Origin of the sequence: Paenibacillus sp. RU5M (genome assembly GCF_900221055.1) — a bacterium.
In the GTDB taxonomy this organism is placed as follows: Bacteria; Bacillota; Bacilli; order Paenibacillales; family Paenibacillaceae; genus Paenibacillus; species Paenibacillus marchantiae.
The window spans coordinates 486248-503986 of the sequence record NZ_OBQM01000004.1 but is presented as its reverse complement, the minus strand read 5'-3'; the positions used below and the strand labels follow the sequence as shown (position 1 = coordinate 503986).

General features: G+C 48.2%; 15 protein-coding genes. 4 read left to right on the top strand and 11 right to left on the bottom strand.

What is annotated here, in order from left to right; translation table 11 throughout:
• The first annotated feature begins 150 nt into the window (after nt 1–150).
• Together CRO25_RS15985 and CRO25_RS15980 are read left to right on the top strand one after the other, a co-directional pair.
• Nucleotides 151–1425 (top strand): sensor histidine kinase, encoded by a 1275-nt coding sequence (locus CRO25_RS15985; RefSeq protein WP_079695672.1) that lies wholly within the window; start codon nt 151–153, stop codon nt 1423–1425.
• 19 nt (nt 1426–1444) lie between these two features.
• The gene (locus tag CRO25_RS15980) at nt 1445–2134 is read left to right on the top strand and encodes a response regulator transcription factor (protein ID WP_079695671.1); all 690 of its coding nucleotides are present in this window, start codon (nt 1445–1447) and stop codon (nt 2132–2134) included.
• Nucleotides 2135–2186: 52 nt separating this feature from the next.
• Here CRO25_RS15980 and CRO25_RS15975 read toward each other — a convergent pair whose 3' ends face one another.
• From CRO25_RS15975 to ftsE, 5 genes are all read right to left on the bottom strand, one after another.
• Nucleotides 2187–3512, bottom strand: coding sequence for a PDZ domain-containing protein (locus tag CRO25_RS15975; protein ID WP_079695670.1), 1326 nt, complete (start codon nt 3510–3512; stop codon nt 2187–2189).
• Nucleotides 3513–3576: 64 nt separating this feature from the next.
• Nucleotides 3577–5046, bottom strand: coding sequence for a S41 family peptidase (locus CRO25_RS15970; protein WP_063567507.1), 1470 nt, complete (start codon nt 5044–5046; stop codon nt 3577–3579).
• Nucleotides 5047–5180: 134 nt separating this feature from the next.
• A complete protein-coding gene (locus tag CRO25_RS15965; protein WP_063567508.1) occupies nt 5181–6458 on the bottom strand; it encodes a murein hydrolase activator EnvC in 1278 nt (425 codons plus the stop codon).
• Between the two features lie 153 nt (nt 6459–6611).
• Entirely contained in the window at nt 6612–7529 is a 918-nt protein-coding gene (ftsX, locus tag CRO25_RS15960) for a permease-like cell division protein FtsX (RefSeq protein WP_063567509.1), read from the bottom strand.
• Nucleotides 7519–8205: a cell division ATP-binding protein FtsE gene (ftsE, locus tag CRO25_RS15955; protein WP_024631580.1), complete on the bottom strand. Its 687-nt coding sequence runs from the start codon at nt 8203–8205 to the stop codon at nt 7519–7521. Before ftsE ends, ftsX begins: the two co-directional genes overlap by 11 nt.
• Nucleotides 8206–8457: 252 nt before the next feature.
• Here ftsE and CRO25_RS15950 point away from each other — a divergent pair, with 252 nt between their 5' ends.
• Nucleotides 8458–9891 carry a VanW family protein gene (locus CRO25_RS15950; RefSeq protein ID WP_079695669.1) on the top strand — a complete coding sequence of 478 codons (1434 nt, stop codon included), beginning with the start codon at nt 8458–8460 and terminating at the stop codon, nt 9889–9891.
• Between the two features lie 160 nt (nt 9892–10051).
• On the opposite strand, the gene CRO25_RS15945 is transcribed toward CRO25_RS15950, so the two are convergent.
• From CRO25_RS15945 to CRO25_RS15930, 4 genes are all read right to left on the bottom strand, one after another.
• Nucleotides 10052–11611 carry an MDR family MFS transporter gene (locus CRO25_RS15945; RefSeq protein WP_063567511.1) on the bottom strand — a complete coding sequence of 520 codons (1560 nt, stop codon included), beginning with the start codon at nt 11609–11611 and terminating at the stop codon, nt 10052–10054.
• 73 nt (nt 11612–11684) lie between these two features.
• The gene (locus CRO25_RS15940) at nt 11685–12356 is read right to left on the bottom strand and encodes a hypothetical protein (RefSeq protein WP_143813190.1); all 672 of its coding nucleotides are present in this window, start codon (nt 12354–12356) and stop codon (nt 11685–11687) included.
• A gap of 57 nt (nt 12357–12413) precedes the next feature.
• On the bottom strand, nt 12414–13139 hold the full coding sequence (locus CRO25_RS15935; RefSeq protein WP_079695667.1) for a polymer-forming cytoskeletal protein: 726 nt from the start codon (nt 13137–13139) through the stop codon (nt 12414–12416).
• A gap of 14 nt (nt 13140–13153) precedes the next feature.
• Complete coding sequence (locus tag CRO25_RS15930) at nt 13154–13777, bottom strand: YhbD family protein (RefSeq protein ID WP_079695666.1); 624 nt, start codon at nt 13775–13777, stop codon at nt 13154–13156.
• A 222-nt stretch (nt 13778–13999) separates the two neighbouring features.
• Between CRO25_RS15930 and CRO25_RS15925 the strand changes: the two genes are divergently transcribed.
• On the top strand, nt 14000–14788 hold the full coding sequence (locus CRO25_RS15925; RefSeq protein WP_079695665.1) for an alpha/beta hydrolase family protein: 789 nt from the start codon (nt 14000–14002) through the stop codon (nt 14786–14788).
• 167 nt (nt 14789–14955) lie between these two features.
• Here CRO25_RS15925 and argH read toward each other — a convergent pair whose 3' ends face one another.
• Nucleotides 14956–16359 (bottom strand): argininosuccinate lyase, encoded by a 1404-nt coding sequence (argH, locus tag CRO25_RS15920; protein WP_053779582.1) that lies wholly within the window; start codon nt 16357–16359, stop codon nt 14956–14958.
• 107 nt (nt 16360–16466) lie between these two features.
• A complete protein-coding gene (locus tag CRO25_RS15915; protein ID WP_063567516.1) occupies nt 16467–17702 on the bottom strand; it encodes an argininosuccinate synthase in 1236 nt (411 codons plus the stop codon).
• Between the last annotated feature and the right edge of the window lie 37 nt (nt 17703–17739).

The following is a 17739-nucleotide window of genomic DNA, read 5'->3' as shown; positions in this document are numbered from 1 at the left end:
AACGAATTGTGATCTTCTGCGAAGGTACGAAAGGTCATGAAACAAAGGTGACTTAAGTCATCTTCGGATGGGAAAACTGCCTATGATATAATCGACATACATAACCGGAAGGTATACCTTCACTTCTAAAATAAAGGATGTCTCTGACATATGCCGATGCGGTTGCTACAATACGGTTTACTCATAGTTCCTGCGGTTCTGTACATTCTGGTGCTACCCCTGGAAAAAGAAGATAGCTATACTCTGTATATTATCATTGCGCTAGGACTCGCGGTGTGGAAAGACTTCTCCCGTTCAGGTATGCAACGTCTGCTGCTTGCGGCCGAAATCCTCTTCAGCTGCTGGCTGATCGCTCTATATGGCCCATTTATGTTTTTCCTCTCCTTATCTGCGCTTTATGTGTACATGTACAGACTGGATAGGACCCAACGGTGGTTAATGCTCGCCATTCAGCTTATCGCCAGCAATACCGCGTTACATTGGTATTACGCCCCACCACAGGAGCTTCATGCATGGCTTACACTTCACAATAACACGGCCATTCCTTTTAGCTTCACCCAAGAGACAATGGCTCGGGTTGCAGGTAACTTGCTCCTGCTCATCACCGCAACACTCTCTTGGCAGGGTTCTAGAAGCGCGAGCAGCCGTGGGCAGCTTGAACAGGTGTACGATGAGCTGCGCAGTAAACATTACGAGCTTCAGGAGGCACGCGAACAATTGCTGCAATTCACAAAGCAACTTGAAGGAGCGGCACAGGTTGAGGAACGTACCCGGATATCCAGACAGCTTCATGATGATATTGGTCATCGCCTAATTCGCACCAAAATGATGTCTGAGGCAGCCCTCCTCACCCTCCCTATACACCCAGAACAGGGCACGGAAATGGTGAGACAGATTCGGGATCAATTGGCCGCCAGTATGGATGACATGCGAACCACGCTTCACAAATTGCGGCCTGACTCATATATATCCGATGCCTACGCACTAGATCGTCTGCTTGAAGACGTTGGAAGGGAAACGGGTGTTAAAACGCGTTACGAAGTGCGTGGTCATTCACATGTACTCTATCCCAGTATGCAAATCGTTTTGTACAAAAATGCAAAAGAGGCCCTGACCAATGCCCTCCGTCATGGAAATGCCACTACGATTACAGTGGAACTGGAATTTGGAGAAAGAGAAATCTGTATGTCTATCAGCAACGATGGGAAGATCCATACCCTTTCCACCAAGGAACAAACGAAAGCAAGACATGAAAGATCTCGTGCTAACCCGGGCGTAAAGTCAGAGTCTACAGGCCTCGGCATGGGGCTTGAAGGAATGCGCCTACGCACACAGTTGGTTGGTGGGAAACTGGAGATCAAGTCGGACTATCCCTATACGGTGATTACACGCCTGCCCATGGCAAACAAAGCTGAACTGATCTAAAAAAGGAAGTGATTTGCTCATGTCAGACCTGAATGAATTAAATAACTCGAGCCATTCTGTTCACCCTGAGTCCATTCGGCTGATGCTTGCGGATGATGATTCCTTTATCCGTGAAAGTCTCAAAGTCCTGCTTGGACTCGATCCCGGTATTAACGTTACAGGTACAGCTTCAAACGGACGAGAAGCTTTGGAACTGTTGGAGTCAGGAACACCTGCCGACGTTGTACTTATGGATATTCGCATGCCAGATTGTGACGGAGTTGAAGGTACCCGAATCATTAAAACACGTTTCCCTGACGTGCGTGTACTGATGCTTACCACGTTTGACGATGATGAGTATATTATCCAGGCTTTGCAAAACGGAGCCAGCGGTTATTTGCTCAAAAATGTGCCACCTGACCGGATCATTCAGGGCATCAAGACTGTACATAACGGGGATATGTTGATTCATCCTGATATTGCTCGTAAGCTCGCGAGTCTACTCCGTCCTGCTGCAGCGCCTCAGACACATGAACCCATTGACTCTTACGGGCTAACCCGTATGGAACTGGCTGTTGCAGAGGCTATATCAGAAGGGCTGTCCAATAAAGAAATTGCTGCGAAGCTATTCTTGAGTGAAGGCACGGTCAAAAACTATGTTACGGATATTCTCGGCAAGCTTAGTTTGCGAGACCGGACTCAAATCGCCATTTTCATGTTGAAAAAGTAGCAAAAAGGGTATTTCCCTCGCCTGATATGGCGGAGGAAATACCCTTTCTTCATTACATCTCTACAGATCTTTGCTCCCCCGCCGGGGCGGGTGGCAATGCTAGTGGAGCCTCAACATCAAGCTGATCTTTCCGACGTCGTGCGAACAACTTGAGACTTACGATATGAAATAGAGTTAGCGGACGCAAGCGGAGCGCCCAGGCTTCATGATTGTCCGGGGCCATGAGCACCCCAAGCTGATGATGCTCACCTTCATAGATCGCCCGTTGCATGAACTTGCTCTCACCCTGATGATTGCGTACCTCCAGCTTACAAAAGGCCGGATTCATACGCAAAGCGCGATGTAGTTGCTCAGGCGAATGCACCAATACGCCATTCACCTTGTACAAGGTCTCCCCAGCTTCAATTCCCAGTTCTTCTGCGGGACTATCAGGAATGACACCCAGCACCTTCAGGCCGTGCTCAGGGTGTACAAACAGCGGGCTGCGGTTTTGTTCTTCGAAGCCACTGTACCACACCAGGAACTCATGCCCAATGAAAGCAGCCAAGGCTGCAATAACCATGAGTGGAGACCACCATGCAGCCAGGAGACTGAGCACAAGTAGCCCTGTCCCATATAGCAGCAATCGTTTTGCGGAAATCTGGACTTTTCTCCCGGGGAGCATACTTTGCGTAACTTCTCCGAATCCCAGCATAATCGGCAGCGCAACCAACATGTAGCCATTCCCTCCGCTGATCAGGGCGGTCCATGGCAATTCGGCCCCGCCCGTAACTGGAACAAGAATCAGTAACGGAATCGGCCAGAAATGCTGCAACTGGTATCCTCCAACGAGCTTGCCCCGTTTACCCTCGAAGAGCAAAGGCGATGCCATGGATACCCCTTGCATGCGTACCATCAGTGCTTCACCGATATGTAATACTGCTGCGAGCACAAGAAGTGCAGGCATATCCAGCGCACGTAATGCTTCAGTGACACTTCCCATCCATCCTGCCGGCTGCCAGCCCGAAGCCAGATTTAAACCAAACTGCAACACGCCAAGCAAACCTGCAGCATAAGCAAAACATAAGTATCGGATACGGAATAATGCCAGAAATAACGTAGCTGCCCATATACAGATCAGGCTGCTCAGTGTAAGATGTGCCCCAAGAAACAACGACACGATTGAGACCATTGCACCAATCACAATACCTCCAAGTATTGCACGAATGGTCTGTGTTATCGAGCTTTGCAGACGAACGTGGAACAATTTACGTTCCTGTAAGAGTTGACGATGATAAACGAGAGCAATCAAGATTACCGCAATATAATAAAACGGCTGAATAAACAACTGCAACAATGCTTCTCCTAATGTGGTCAACCATGGCCAAGCCCATTCCATTGTGGACGGTCACCCCTCTCCTTCAGCCGGTTCAGAAAAAAAGAAGGCTGAAAATCAGCCTTCTTTATGGCTTCGACACTGCGGACGAAATATCCTTTGAGACATTTTCGATCGCGCGCTTCAGCTGTGCATCATATTGAGGATTGGCAATGCGTTCAATCAGAGCCGCTTCCAGTGATTCCGCGGTTTTCTCGTCAATCTGGCCAGTTGCCTGAATGCCTTTTTGTTTCTGGAATGCTTTGACCGCTTCTTCTGTCTTCTGGTCATAGTATCCATCTACACGATCCGGCTTAAAGTCAAGTCCTCTCAGCATCGTCTGCGCACTTTTCACATCCGTGCTATTGCTGTCGTATTTCAAAGGTAATTTTTCTTTGTTGATTGGTGCCACCGAGAAGTAATCCGGCTGGTTCACCGCAATATCCGGTTTGATCCCTTTTTCGTGAATCCAGTCTCCGTTCGGAGTCAGCCATTTCGCGATGGTGATTTTCAGCAGACTGCCATCACCCATCTGCTTGTCATAACTCGTTTGTACGGTTCCTTTACCAAAGGAGTTTTCTCCAACCAGCGTTGCGCCTGCCGACTGTTGCAATGCACCAGCCAAAATTTCCGACGCACTCGCGCTTCCTTTGTTCATCAATACCGTAATTGGGTACGATTTACCTGATCCGTTCGATTTGCTTTGTTCCTTTTTACCGTTCTTGTCTTCGACTTGAACAATAACTTTGCCTTTCGGAACAAATTGCTCTGCAATATCAATAACGACCTGCAAAACACCACCCGGGTCATTACGAACATCAATGATCAGGCCCTTCATGTTCTGCTTCTCCAGCTTCGCCAGTTCTTCTTTGAAGCGATCTCCTGTGTTCAGCGAGAATTGGGTGATCGTAATAACACCAACACCGTTATCCTCCATGTGGGCGTACACCGTCTCCAGATCAATGTCATCACGTACAATGACAAAGTCAATCAGTTCGGAAGATCCGGCACGTTTAACCTGTACCTTCGCTTCACTGCCTTTTGGACCTCTGATTTTGTTAACGGCTTTGTTCAGTTCCAAACCTTGCAGAGATTCACCATTCACGGACATGATCATGTCTTTCGCGCGAATACCCGCTTTCTCGGCAGGTGATCCTTTGATCGGTGATACCACTACGACATTCCCGTCCTGTGAGGATACCTCTGCGCCGATTCCGGTAAATGAACCTTCAATCGACTCCTCGAACTGGGCTGCTGTTTCCTGCCCCATATAGTTGGAGTACGGATCACCAAGGGATTCCATCATGCCGTTGATCGCACCATCAATCAGTTTGGTTTGATCCACGTCTTTATAGTAGTTGCTTGAGATCAAATCCATCGCGGTTTCAATCTTCTTCAAATCGTTCTTCTGCTGCGAACTGCCAGTAACGCTTGCGAGCAATCCTTCCCCAGGTGTCGTCTGTGCCAGGCCAGGAGAGCTCATCAGCACCAGCGTAAGCAGGCTGCCTCCGAGAAGGGCTACAATGACAAGCAGCAGGGCCGATCTTTTCTTCATCATCCGTTTGTCACCGCCTTTAGTATTGAAGCGTGTCAAATTCAATTGTTCCGTGAATCATTCCCTGAACATGCCAGCTTAGTATATGCCTAGCTTGTACGGAATATGTTTGTTCCATTCCAACTGTTGGCTAAAAACTACAAATAGTTAAATGGATTCACTGCTGTTCCATTATCACGTACTTCAAAATGCAAATGCGGTCCAGTGGAGTTGCCTGTACTGCCTGATTCAGCAATTATATCGCCACGGCTTACCGTGTCACCCTTGCTAACCTTAAATCCGCCTTCACGTAAATGACCGTATAGCGTCCATAATCCGCCTCCGTGGTCAACAATGACGGTGTAACCATATCCACTATACCATTCAGCCATGATGACGATCCCGCCTGAAGCGGCATGAACGGACGTTCCTTGAGCAACAGCAAAGTCTACACCTGCATGCATTTTACCTACTTCGCCCGTGATCGGGTGAATACGAGGCCCAAAACCGGAAGATACACGCGCACCTGATACTGGCATCCCAAAGATGCCGTTACCACTGGAGTATGTGCTGCTACTGCTGTTGGAGCTGACCTTGGTCGGCGCCTTCGCAGCAGCCGCGGCACGTGCAGCTGCTGCTGCTTTTGCTTTGGCGGCCGCCGCCGCTTGCTGCTCACGCAATTTATTTTTCTCTTGCAGAAGGGCCGAACGCTTGCTGGCAATCTGCATCAATACATCTTCCTGTTCTTGCGTCAGCTCTTCAGACTCTTCAATTTTAGCATCATAGGAAGCGAGAAGCACTTGCTTCTCCTGTTCCTTCTCATTCAATTGGGACTTACGCTGTTTCTTCTGCGCATACAGACTCTTGGCTTCTGCATATTGCACATCGAGTTCTGCTTTTTTGTCCACGACGAGCTGCTTGTCCTTTTTGTGTTCATCCAGCAGATGCTGATCCTGATCCACAATCGTTTTCAGTGAATCGGCACGAGTCAGGAAATCAGTGAAGCTTGTGGAAGTTAACAGCACATCGAGATAAGAAACGGCACCATCTGTATACATCAGCCGTACACGTGATTCAAGTAATTTCTCTCTTGCAACGATACGTTCTTCTGCAGCTTGCAGATCTTTTTTCGTTGTCCGGAGATCCTCTTCCGTATTTTCAATCTGCAAGGATACGTTTGCCAGCTCATCACTAACCACATTGATCTGCTCCATGACGACTTTCAAGTAAGCATTGGTCTTGTTCTTGTAATGCTGGGCTTCCTTTTTGTTGCTGGCAGCCTTTTGCTGCTCCTTTTTGGCCGAAGCCGCCTTGCTCTCCAGTTGCTGAATCTGCTGATCAATGTCGCTAATGCTACTCTTGGCATATCCGTCAGAAGGTTGAAGCGTCAAACTGGCCAATAACGTTAGAGCCAGTAGCGAAGCTGTTTTTTTCAAAATGTGATCCCCCATCCTATGAATTCACAAGAAAGCAACCTGCACAGGTGGTGAACAGCATGTTCTTTGCTTTCTTTACACTAAAGACTCCGTCTTTACTACATATCGTCAAACAGCGTTCATATATGAACCTGCTTTGCCATTCTTTTTCGATTAAACGTTAAGAGACTTACGGATGGACAATGTACTTCCCAAAATACCAACCAGCACACCCAGTCCGATCAACAATGTTCCAAACAGCAGCCAAATATCACCGAGTGGAATCAAATTAAGCATCTGCATGAATACATCCTGACCGATTGTGGCCATCAGGCGGCTGTAACCGAAGAACAGTACCGCTACCGTAATCGCCGAACCGATCAATCCAATCAATGCCCCTTCGACAAAGAAAGGCCAGCGAATGAACGTGTTGGTTGCTCCAACCAGTTTCATAATACCGATCTCCCGGCGCCGGGCCAGAATCGTTACGCGAATCGTATTCGAGATCAGGAACATGGACATTAATCCCAGTCCCCCAACAAAAATAAATCCGATATTCCGGACAAGCTTCGTAAATTTGAACAACACTTCCACTGTTTCCTTGCCGTAGTTCACTTTCATGATAGGCTTCTCCGGGTGTTTATCGTTCAATGCTTCAATTTTTTGCGCCACAAAAGTGACGGTTTCCGGTTCAATAACCTCTACTTCAATGGTCTCCGGCAATGGATTGTTATCCACATCGAAACCGCTTAGCACATTGTCTGCACTTTCTCCGAGACGTTCACGGAACTCTTTGAGTCCCTCTTCTTTGGAGACAAAACGAATTTCACTGACTTCAGGCATCGCACTGATTTCCTGCTCCAGCGTGTTACGCAGGTTCTCATCCACGTTCAGCTCAAGAAACGTACTGATCTCGACCTGACTGTCCACCTGGTTGGCCATGGAATTCACATTGAGCACCAGCAGCATGAACACGCCCAGAATGAGCAGAGACACGATAATGGACATGATGGAGGCCACGGACATCCAGCCGTTGCGGAATACGTTTTTGAATCCCTCCCGTAAATGGCGCAAGAGAGTACTAAAATTCATAACCGTATTCCCCTCTCATCTGATCCCGTACAATCTGTCCCCGTTCAATCGCAATAACCCGTTTACGCATCGTATTAACGATATCCTTGTTGTGGGTTGCCATGACAATGGTTGTCCCGCGAAAATTAATTTCATCCAGCAGCTGCATAATGCCCCATGACGTCTCCGGATCAAGGTTCCCCGTAGGCTCGTCCGCAATAATAACAGACGGATTGTTCACGATGGCACGTGCGATGGCAATACGCTGCTGTTCCCCACCCGACAACTGTGAAGGTTCACGATTCGCCTTGCTGCGCAATCCAACCAGATCAAGCACTTCCATCACTCGTTTCTTAATGTGACGCTTCGGTGCCTCAATAACTTCCATGGCAAATGCCACATTCTCAAATGCCGTCATGCGTGGCAGAAGTCGGAAATCCTGAAACACAACGCCGATATTCCGGCGTACATAAGGAATTTTGCGTGGCTTTAACTTTCCGATATTAAATCCGTTAATGGATATTTGTCCTTTGGTCGGAACTTCTTCCCTGTACATCAATTTCATAAATGTCGATTTGCCTGCGCCGGACGGACCGACGATATAGACAAATTCATTGCGGTCGATCTTCACCGACACCCCTTGTAATGCGTGGGTACCATTGGCGTAGGTCTTCCACACGTCCTGCATTTCTATCACATCATCACTTCCCGTTGCATAGTTAGCCATTATCATTTCGACACAATCTTGGCATTTCCTTTAAAAAGACCTGAATTTCATCAGGGAAAATCCACTTCGTCCCTTTTTCGATGGTGAAGCATGGATTCATATGAATTTTATTGTAACAAATTTGTTACCTATTGAGTACCCGAAAGTTTTCCATCATTGGATCATATATATGGAAAGTGTTACGAAATGCGGAACAACAGAAGTACAAAGGAGCGTACGCATATGAAAAAAATACATTTGATGGTCATTGCACTGTTCTCCATCCTATTAATCGGTTCCGCGTCCTATGGATTGCTGTATATGTACGTGAACCAACCCGCCCTACCGGAAGGGGTACGTGTTGCGGAGTGGTCGGTTGAGGGGGTGAATCGCAAGGAAGTTCTACCGGCACTGGATGAACGATTAAAACAAATGGAAGCATGGCCGATCACCCTGGAGGTTGACGATCCTACACCAAAAACAATGATGTTCACCACCGCCCAGACAGGCGCAAGCTACAGTGCTGATGACTTCCGGACAGCTGTGCAGCAATTGGATGAAGGCAATCTGTGGGAGCGCGCTTACGCCCGATATCATTTCATCAAGGAGTGGTCCCTGAAGCTGACGTATAATTCAAAATCGTTGAAAGAGCAGCTTACCCCTGCCTGGGAAAAGGAAACCTTCGGTACACCCGCGAACGCTGTTCGCCGCATTACCGCAAGTGACAAGGTCCAGTACATCCCGGAAAAAGGCGTCCGCCGGATCGCCTGGGATGAACTCGCGAGCCAGATGCAGGCTAAGCTGCACCGGGATTTCGCTCCACTGGACCATGATGCGAAGCCCAACCCGCTGTTGATTCAGCTGCCGTTGTATACACTGCAACCGGAAGTGACTCTCGATTCGCTGCGCCAAGAGGGAATTGACCGGAAGATCATCCAGTTCTCCACTGGCCTTGGAAACAGTAGTGCAGGCCGGATACATAACGTCAGCGCAGCAGCGCAAGCCGTTAACGGCATGATTTTGCCGCCAAATGGTACTTTTGATTATGAGAAGGTCATTAGGAAGGCCGAGGAAGACTATGGTTTCCGGGAAGCCCCGGTTATCGTGAATGGACAGCTGACCCCCGGCATTGGAGGCGGCATCTGCCAGGTATCGAGCACCGTTTACAACGCAGCCCTGTTGACCGGACTGGACATCGTAGAACGCCGCAATCACTCCCTGCCCGTCAAATATTTGCCGAAGGGGCTGGATGCTACGTTCGCCTCAGGTTCCATCAATTTTCGGTTCAAAAACAATACCGGCAAGTCTCTGCTCATTCATGCCAAAGTGGAAGGTGGAAGCTTAACGGTCAAATTTTTCGGGACCTTCCCGGAGAACGTCAGTTATGCCCTGGAATCCCGTACAATTGAGACATTAAGTGCTCCCGTCAAATATGTATCGAGCAATGTGCTGCCTGACGGCGCTCAACAGGTGCTCCAAAACGGTCAACCCGGATATATTGTGGAGACGCTGCGCACCAAAAAGGTAAATGGTAAAATTGTCGAATCCAAAACCATTACACGTGACACATACAAAGCCCAGAATCGCCTGATTGCCCGCTCTGGTCATACTAACCTGCCTGATCCCAAAGAGCCATCAGTTGTAGAGGATGGCATCAGCGACACGAAGCAGCCTTAATCTTTATTTCACATGCCTGCAAATAGATACGCTCAATTTAGCAAAAGTAATAACAAATAGAAAAAGACACATCTCCTGTTCCCCATTCGGGGTCCTTCGAGAGATGTGTCTTTAGTTTGTTTTACAGATACATATTGTGTATTGATTAGACTGAAACCTTTTAATGTCCGCCTGTGTACTCTTTCTGCTCCTCACCGATAACCATCTTCTCATTACCCATGAAGAAAGCAGCAATCAACGCGAGTGCAGCCGGGATCGCAGCCCAGGCAAAGAGCTGCACGATGGATGAAGACAACGCATGCGTAATGGTATCCAGCACCTGAGGCGGAATCGCTTTTCTCAGCTCTGGCGATAGCAGCGCATGTGGATCACTTAGATCCACTCCCTGAGGCACGCCGCCTGCAGGAGCACCAGCGCCCCCTGCTTCCGCCGCTGATCCGGCGAGGGCATCATTCATTTTGCGCGTAAATACCTGGCTCTGCACGATACCAAAGATCGTAATGCCCATCGTCATCCCAAGTGAACGCAGGAAGTTAAGTGTGGAGCTTGCCGCTCCGCGTCGTTGCGGTTCAAACGCGTTCATGGCTGCATTGCTGAGTACCGAGAACGACGCCCCTACACCGAGACCAATCATCACCATGAATATACGTATCGTCCATAGAGATGAAGTTTCATCCAGTGTCGTCAGCAATCCAAGACCAACCACAAGCAAGGCCAGTGTAGGAATCATAATGTTGCGATACTTGATTTTGGTCATCAGTACCCCACCCATGGAAGCCGTCACAACGGACCCCAACATCATGGGCAATAACACGAGACCAGAGTTGGTCGCTTTGCCACCGAGTACCCCCTGGATGAAGATGGGAATGTACACGGATGCGGTAATAAACGCCGCACCACTGAACATGCCAATAACGTTACTGGACCAGTACACCCGATTGCGGAACATGCCGAAGGAGATAATGGGCTCCTTGGCTCTCGTTTCTGCAAACAGGAAGAGCAGCGCTAGCACCACGAATCCGGCAAACAAACCAAGGATCTGCCATGAGCCCCAGGCATACGTTTTGCCACCCAGTTCAAGCCCGAAGATGAGACAGACTACCGCACCAATCAGTGTGATAGCACCCAGCCAGTCAATCTGTTGGGATTGATGCTGATGAGATTCCTTGTAGAAAAATGCAATAAACACAAACGCAATCAAACCAAGCGGCAGGTTGATATAAAATACCCATTCCCATGTCGCATACTGCGTGATGTAAGCACCCAGCAGCGGACCAAATACGCTGGATAAACCAAACACAGCTCCGAACAAACCACCCAATTTACCCCGTGATTCCGGTGCGACCACATCAAACATGATTGTAAAGGCAATCGGCACCAATGCACCTGCACCGATACCCTGAATAGCTCTGTACATCGTCAGCTCAACGATTGATGTTGCCGTTCCACATAACGCGGATCCGAGCATAAATACCAGTATTCCGAAAACAAAAAACTTCTTCCGTCCGTACATGTCGGATAACTTACCGAAGATTGGCATACCCGCCATCTCGGCCACCATGTAAGCGGAGGTCACCCATACGAACTTGTCGAGCCCACCCAGCTTCCCGACAATGTCGCCCATAGCTGTTGCCACGATGGTATTGTCCATCGAAGCCATCAGTATGCTTAGCAGTAACCCTGCCAGCACCAATCCAATATTATTTTTACGTGTAGCCATTCTACTCAATCTCTCCCATTCACATCCGATTCATATGACTGAATTAGTATATCCGAAAAGTTTCGGCGGATAATCAGTCCAAGGACCGATTGCTTTGCACCAAAACTTCCGATTGCGGATGAATTTGCAGAGAAGAGCGGTATTCCACAGTACCAATTCGGCACCCAGGGCCAATTTTTATTTTATCTCCTCGTACAACCTCGGCCTCCGTGTTCTCAAGTTCAATTTCGTCGCCTTCGATTAGATTGGCCTTGAGAATAGACTTGTTACCAGTGAACAAACCCTCCAGCAGTTTTCCCCGCGAATTCTTTACTGATATGATGGAACCGCCCATTTCCTTGACCTCAGATGGACCCATAATTTTAAGTGTCATACTTTCGGCACTGAGCATACCCGTTATCGTAAAACGGCCATTCAACTTCATATTCTCCACCTGACAATCGCCTGATACATGAAGCTCGCCTACCACTTTCATATGTTCAGCTTTTGCATACAGGTTAGAAGCATAATTGCCTTCCTGATCTTCGTCGCCGGCAGCAGCCCGCTCTTTCAGGGTAAGGGTTCCTGTAATTTTGATATCCGTTGATTCCAGAGATCCGTATATGACGGATGTGCCGGTGCATTTGAATTGATCACAGATCAGATTATCATTAAATGAGGAATCCCCCACTACCTTGACCTTGCCGTACACACCGCCAGAAGAACTGCCGTCGCCGATGATGCTAATGTCATGTTTTTTAGCCAATGAACCAGCAAAATGGTTATTCAAATCCATCACATCCCTTTCTTTTCATATCAAAATTTAAATCCGCTGACTGCTGCCCACCTTGGCATCTGGATCAACCTCTAGTTCACCCGAATATTCGACCAACCTGATGTTACAGCCACGACCGATATGAACCTTGCTACCACGAACAATATCAGCCTCGGTATCTTCCAGCACGATTTCATCCCCCTCAATCAAGGATGACTTGAAGGACGGAGTACCGCCAAGGCCAATACTTTTCCAAAAACCAGTCTGTTCCTTACGCCGAATATCAATGCGTTCCCCGCCAATCTCTCTCGCCGAAGAAGATGTATGCAGCCTGATCTCTACCGTTCCCGCATTCAGAAAGCCACTAATTTTAATATTGCCCTGTACATTCAAAGACTCACATTGTACGTCGCCTTCAATATCGATCACGCCACCAATATCAATCCGTTCCCCATCAACCCGTCCGCGAACAGTACACTTCCCGTTGACTTCGAGCTCAGGGCTTCGGAGGTCTCCGTTAATGGTTGTTAAGCCATCCACACGAACACGAGAACTGATCACGGGGCCGTTCAGCGTGCACATACCGTTGATCGTTGTGCTCTCTGAGCTCAAAGCACCGTGCATCTTCAATGTTCCATTCACATTCATGGAGGTACAGTCCAGGTTACCGTTTACTTTAGCCATGCCATCGATAGATACCCGGTGAAAATTCCCGCCTGCCGTTTGGCTCATGCCCGCTACGTTCAGATCATTGCGCAAATTACGTTCCTCCATATATGATCCTCTCCTTATCCCAATTTGAGTTTTAACTCTTCCATGAACGTCCCCATCGACTGCCTGAGAACGACCTTCACACCATTATCAAAATAAAGCTCTGTTCCTGCTGTTACCAGCATGAATGAAGGGACACCCATCTTGCGAATAAGCACCAGCTCGCTTGGTTTGCCTGTGAAACGATAATAATGCTCGGACATGACATCGATCAGCAGCGTACCCTCCTGCCGGGTAATATCTCCGCTCATTAGCAGCTTATCGAGTACATAAAGCATCATGATGTGCTCCAAAGCATATAGCGACCGCTCCCGACCCGCTTCTTTCAACAGCTCAAGCGAAATACTCGAAACAATGTTTCGCTCTAACAGCTGGTGAGCGGACATTTCCACTTCACCCAACGTTGGTGAAAACACGTCTGCCAGTTCATCCAGTGACAATCCGTCTTTCATATTAAGAATCTTGTCAATCCGCAGTAAAATCTGTTGTTTTGGAAAAAAAGTTTCTTGTCCCGTATAGGACGACTTCCGAATAAACCATTCCTCCGGAATGAGATTCTTCCGCTTCCAGCGGTACAACTGGCCGTAGGAGATACCCGTCAGGTCCAGCAATTCTTTTTTGGAGATCAAATCATCCGTCATATATGGTCCCCCTTTGTGTTGAAACGAGTGTAACATAACAATGTTACGCTGTAAAGAAGGTGAATAACTAGTGGTGAATTTCTTATGATTGCAATGAAAAGACTTTGCGTATAACCTGTTTATTATAGACACTATGGAACCATTATGGATTCAGATCCCATCCTATTTGAATTGGGTCAGAACACATCGTTAATGGAATTATGAAAGGGGTTTCTCATATATATGGCACTTATTAAATGTGACTTTTACTCTGACACGCTTGGTCTAAGCACCAGTATGCATGTTATTCTTCCACAACAGACCCACAATCAGATTGGCATGGAGAACATATCCGGCCAGGGGTTACATCCCACGCTGTATTTGCTGCACGGGCTATCAGATGATGACTCCATCTGGCTGCGCCGAACATCCATCGAACGATATGTTGCGGACCTTGGTATTGCTGTTGTAATGCCTCAGGTCCATCGCAGCTTCTATACGGATATGGCGGAAGGTGGACGCTACTGGACATTCATCAGTGAAGAACTGCCTGCACTTGCGCGTTCCTTCTTCCCGTTATCACACAAACGTGAGGATAACTTTGTTGCCGGATTATCCATGGGTGGCTACGGGGCATTCAAGCTGGCACTTCACAAACCGGAGCAGTACGCCGCTGCGGCAAGTTTATCCGGAGCGCTCGACATGGTAGCGCATATGGATAACCGAATTGTTAAGGCATTAAGTGATGCTGAGTTCAAGCGGATTTTCGGAGCAGAGATTAAAGGTTCGGAGAATGACTTGCTGCATCTGCTCGAAGAAAGCAAAGCAATTCAGGGTCCAAAACCTTTGCTCTACCAATGCTGTGGGACAGAAGATTTCCTGTATGAAGAGAATCAATCTTTCCGTCAAGCTTGTGCACAGACCGATTTCCAACTGACGTACGAGGAAGAACCCGGTGGACATGACTGGGGATATTGGGACGAGAAGATCCAGAATGTGCTGAAATGGTTACCTTTGCGTGAACGTGAATAGCGAACACCGGCACTCCAATGACAGAACAACCTTCCAATCGCTGTTATCGTGTAAATGTGGAGTTGAACATATCTAGATCGTTGTAACACACAAAAAAGCAGGCCCTTGAGAAGAGATTCTCGGCCTGCTTTTGCGTTGTATATTATTTCATTGTAGTAAAAGCGTCATTATCCTCGATTGGTGATCCATTGCTCTGTAATTTCCAGCACCTTTTCACTACGTCCAATCGCCTCAGCCACCTGGTTCGAAGCTGTTCCGCCGTATACGTTACGAGCATTTACAACCGCTTCTGGTTGCAGCACATCGTAAATACGCTCATCGAACAACGGGGAGAACTGGCGGAATTCATCGATGGTCAGATCCAGCAGATACTTGCCGTTCTGGATACAGTACAATACCGTCTTACCGATAACTTCATGCGCTTGGCGGAATGGCAAACCTTCGCCCACGAGGAAGTCCGCAATATCTGTAGCGTTGGAGAAATCCTGATTGACTGCTTGACGCATCCGACCCTTGTTGACCGTCATCGTAGCAATCATCGGAGCGAACAATTGAAGTGCACCTTCCAGCGTCGCTACCGTGTCAAACATGCCTTCCTTGTCTTCCTGCATGTCTTTGTTGTAAGCAAGCGGCAGAGATTTCAACACTGTCAGCAAACCGATCAGGTTGCCGTACACACGTCCTGTTTTACCACGAACGAGTTCCGGAACGTCTGGATTTTTCTTCTGTGGCATAATGCTGCTGCCCGTGCAGAATGCATCATCCAGTTCAACAAAACCAAACTCCGTGCTGCTCCAAAGTACCAACTCTTCGCTCAAACGGGACAAGTGAGTCATGATCAGCGAAGCGGCTGCCAGGAACTCTACGATAAAGTCACGGTCACTGACCGCGTCCAGACTGTTCTCATATACACCATCGAAGCCCAGTTGTTCCGCCACAAAATGACGGTCAATTGGGAACGTTGTGCCTGCAAGCGCACCTGCACCCAGCGGCAGCACGTTAATGCGTTTGTAGCTGTCCATAAGACGCTCTGCATCCCGTTGGAACATCGATACATACGCCATCAGGTGATGAGCGAACAGAATCGGTTGTGCACGTTGAAGATGCGTATACCCCGGTACGATTGTATCGAGATTATCTTTGGCTTGTCCGATCAGCGCTTCCTGCAACGAGTGCAGCATGCCAACAAATCCAACTACACGCTCACGCAAATACAAGTGCATATCCGTTGCCACTTGGTCATTCCGGCTGCGTCCCGTATGTAATTTGCCACCCACAGGGCCGATGGTATCAATCAGGTTTTTCTCAATGTTCATGTGGATGTCTTCATCCGATACGGAGAATTCCACTTCGCCTGCACGGATTTTATGCAGAACAGTGATCAAACCTTCCTTGATCGTCTCTACATCCTCTGCTGGCAGAATTCCACATTTGCCCAACATCGTGACATGAGCCAGACTTCCTTGAATATCTTCCTCGGCCAACGCTTTATCAAAGTTGATTGACGCTGTATATTCCTCAACCAGGTGATTGGTTTGTTTGGTAAAACGTCCTCCCCACAGCTTGCTCACAGTGAGTACTCCCCTTTCGCTCATGGACAAAGCCGCTCCTGCCAGATGTGCAAGAACGGCCCGCCTTGTCAGTTATTATCGTGATGCTTTATATGCATAATGAAAAATTAGTTTTTGTTTTGTTCCACACCGGAATTTACTTTCAAACGTAATGCATTCAGGCGGATAAAGCCCGTTGCATCTCCTTGATCGTAGGCTTGTGTTGGATCAGCTTCCATCGTGGCAATGTCAGGGTTGTACAGGCTGACAGGGCTTTTCACACCTGCGCCGATGATGTTGCCTTTATACAGTTTCACTCGAACGGTACCTGTTACATTTTTCTGGCTTTCGGTCACCAGCGCTTGCAGTGCCAGACGTTCCGGTGCGAACCAGAAGCCGTTGTAAACGAGTGTGCTGTAACGTGTGATTAGGCTATCACGCAGGTTCATGACTTCACGGTCCATCGTGATGGATTCCATTTTGCGGTGCGCCGTGAACAGAATTGTTCCACCTGGTGTCTCGTATACACCACGGCTCTTCATGCCGACGAAGCGGTTCTCTACCATGTCCACACGACCGATACCATGTTTGCCACCCAGCTCATTCAGTTGCTCCATCACTTGCAGTGGGCTCAGGCGCTCACCATTCAGTGCAACACAGTCACCTTGTTCGAATTCAAGTTCAACATATTCCGCTTGATCCGGCGCATCTTCAGGTGCACTGCTAAGCAGGAACATGTCTTTGTTCTCGTCCGCACTTGGATCGAACCAAGGATCTTCGAGCACGCCACTCTCATAGCTGATATGCAGCAGGTTACGGTCTGTGGAGTATGGTTTAGCCGCCGATGCGGTTACCGGAATGCCGTGTTTTTCTGCGTAAGCGATCATCTCGGCACGTCCAGGGAACTGATTGCGGAACTCTTCCAGACGCCAAGGCGCGATGACTTGGATGTCTGGTGTCAACGCAGCTGCGTTCAACTCAAAACGAACCTGATCATTCCCTTTACCCGTAGCGCCGTGAGCAATCGCAGTAGCGCCTTCTGCACGAGCGATATCCACCATACGTTTAGCGATCAGTGGACGTGCGATACTTGTGCCAAGCAGATACTGTCCTTCATAAAGGGCGCCTGCCTGGAACATTGGATAGATGAAATCTTTGGCGAACTCGTCGCGCAGATCGTCGATGTACACTTTGGAAGCGCCTGTAGCGAGAGCTTTTTCCTCAAGGCCGTCCAATTCATCCTTTTGTCCGATATCCGCCGTAAATGCGATAATCTCCGCATCATATGTTTCTTTCAACCATTTCAAAATTACAGATGTGTCCAACCCGCCTGAATACGCGAGTACAATTTTTTCTTTAGCCATGTTCAATGGTCCTCCCCAAGATCAGTTGCTATAAACT

Excerpts from the sequence above, each read along its gene's own strand:
- CRO25_RS15930 (WP_079695666.1), bottom strand. The coding sequence starts at position 13,777 with ATGACGGATGATTTGATCTCCAAAAAAGAATTGCTGGACCTGACGGGT.
- CRO25_RS15985 (WP_079695672.1), top strand. The coding sequence starts at position 151 with ATGCCGATGCGGTTGCTACAATACGGTTTACTCATAGTTCCTGCGGTT.
- CRO25_RS15945 (WP_063567511.1), bottom strand. The coding sequence starts at position 11,611 with ATGGCTACACGTAAAAATAATATTGGATTGGTGCTGGCAGGGTTACTG.
- CRO25_RS15935 (WP_079695667.1), bottom strand. The coding sequence starts at position 13,139 with ATGGAGGAACGTAATTTGCGCAATGATCTGAACGTAGCGGGCATGAGC.
- CRO25_RS15970 (WP_063567507.1), bottom strand. The coding sequence starts at position 5,046 with ATGATGAAGAAAAGATCGGCCCTGCTGCTTGTCATTGTAGCCCTTCTC.
- CRO25_RS15975 (WP_079695670.1), bottom strand. The coding sequence starts at position 3,512 with ATGGAATGGGCTTGGCCATGGTTGACCACATTAGGAGAAGCATTGTTG.
- CRO25_RS15980 (WP_079695671.1), top strand. The coding sequence starts at position 1,445 with ATGTCAGACCTGAATGAATTAAATAACTCGAGCCATTCTGTTCACCCT.
- CRO25_RS15915 (WP_063567516.1), bottom strand. The coding sequence starts at position 17,702 with ATGGCTAAAGAAAAAATTGTACTCGCGTATTCAGGCGGGTTGGACACA.
- ftsX (WP_063567509.1), bottom strand. The coding sequence starts at position 7,529 with ATGAATTTTAGTACTCTCTTGCGCCATTTACGGGAGGGATTCAAAAAC.
- CRO25_RS15925 (WP_079695665.1), top strand. The coding sequence starts at position 14,000 with ATGGCACTTATTAAATGTGACTTTTACTCTGACACGCTTGGTCTAAGC.
- CRO25_RS15950 (WP_079695669.1), top strand. The coding sequence starts at position 8,458 with ATGAAAAAAATACATTTGATGGTCATTGCACTGTTCTCCATCCTATTA.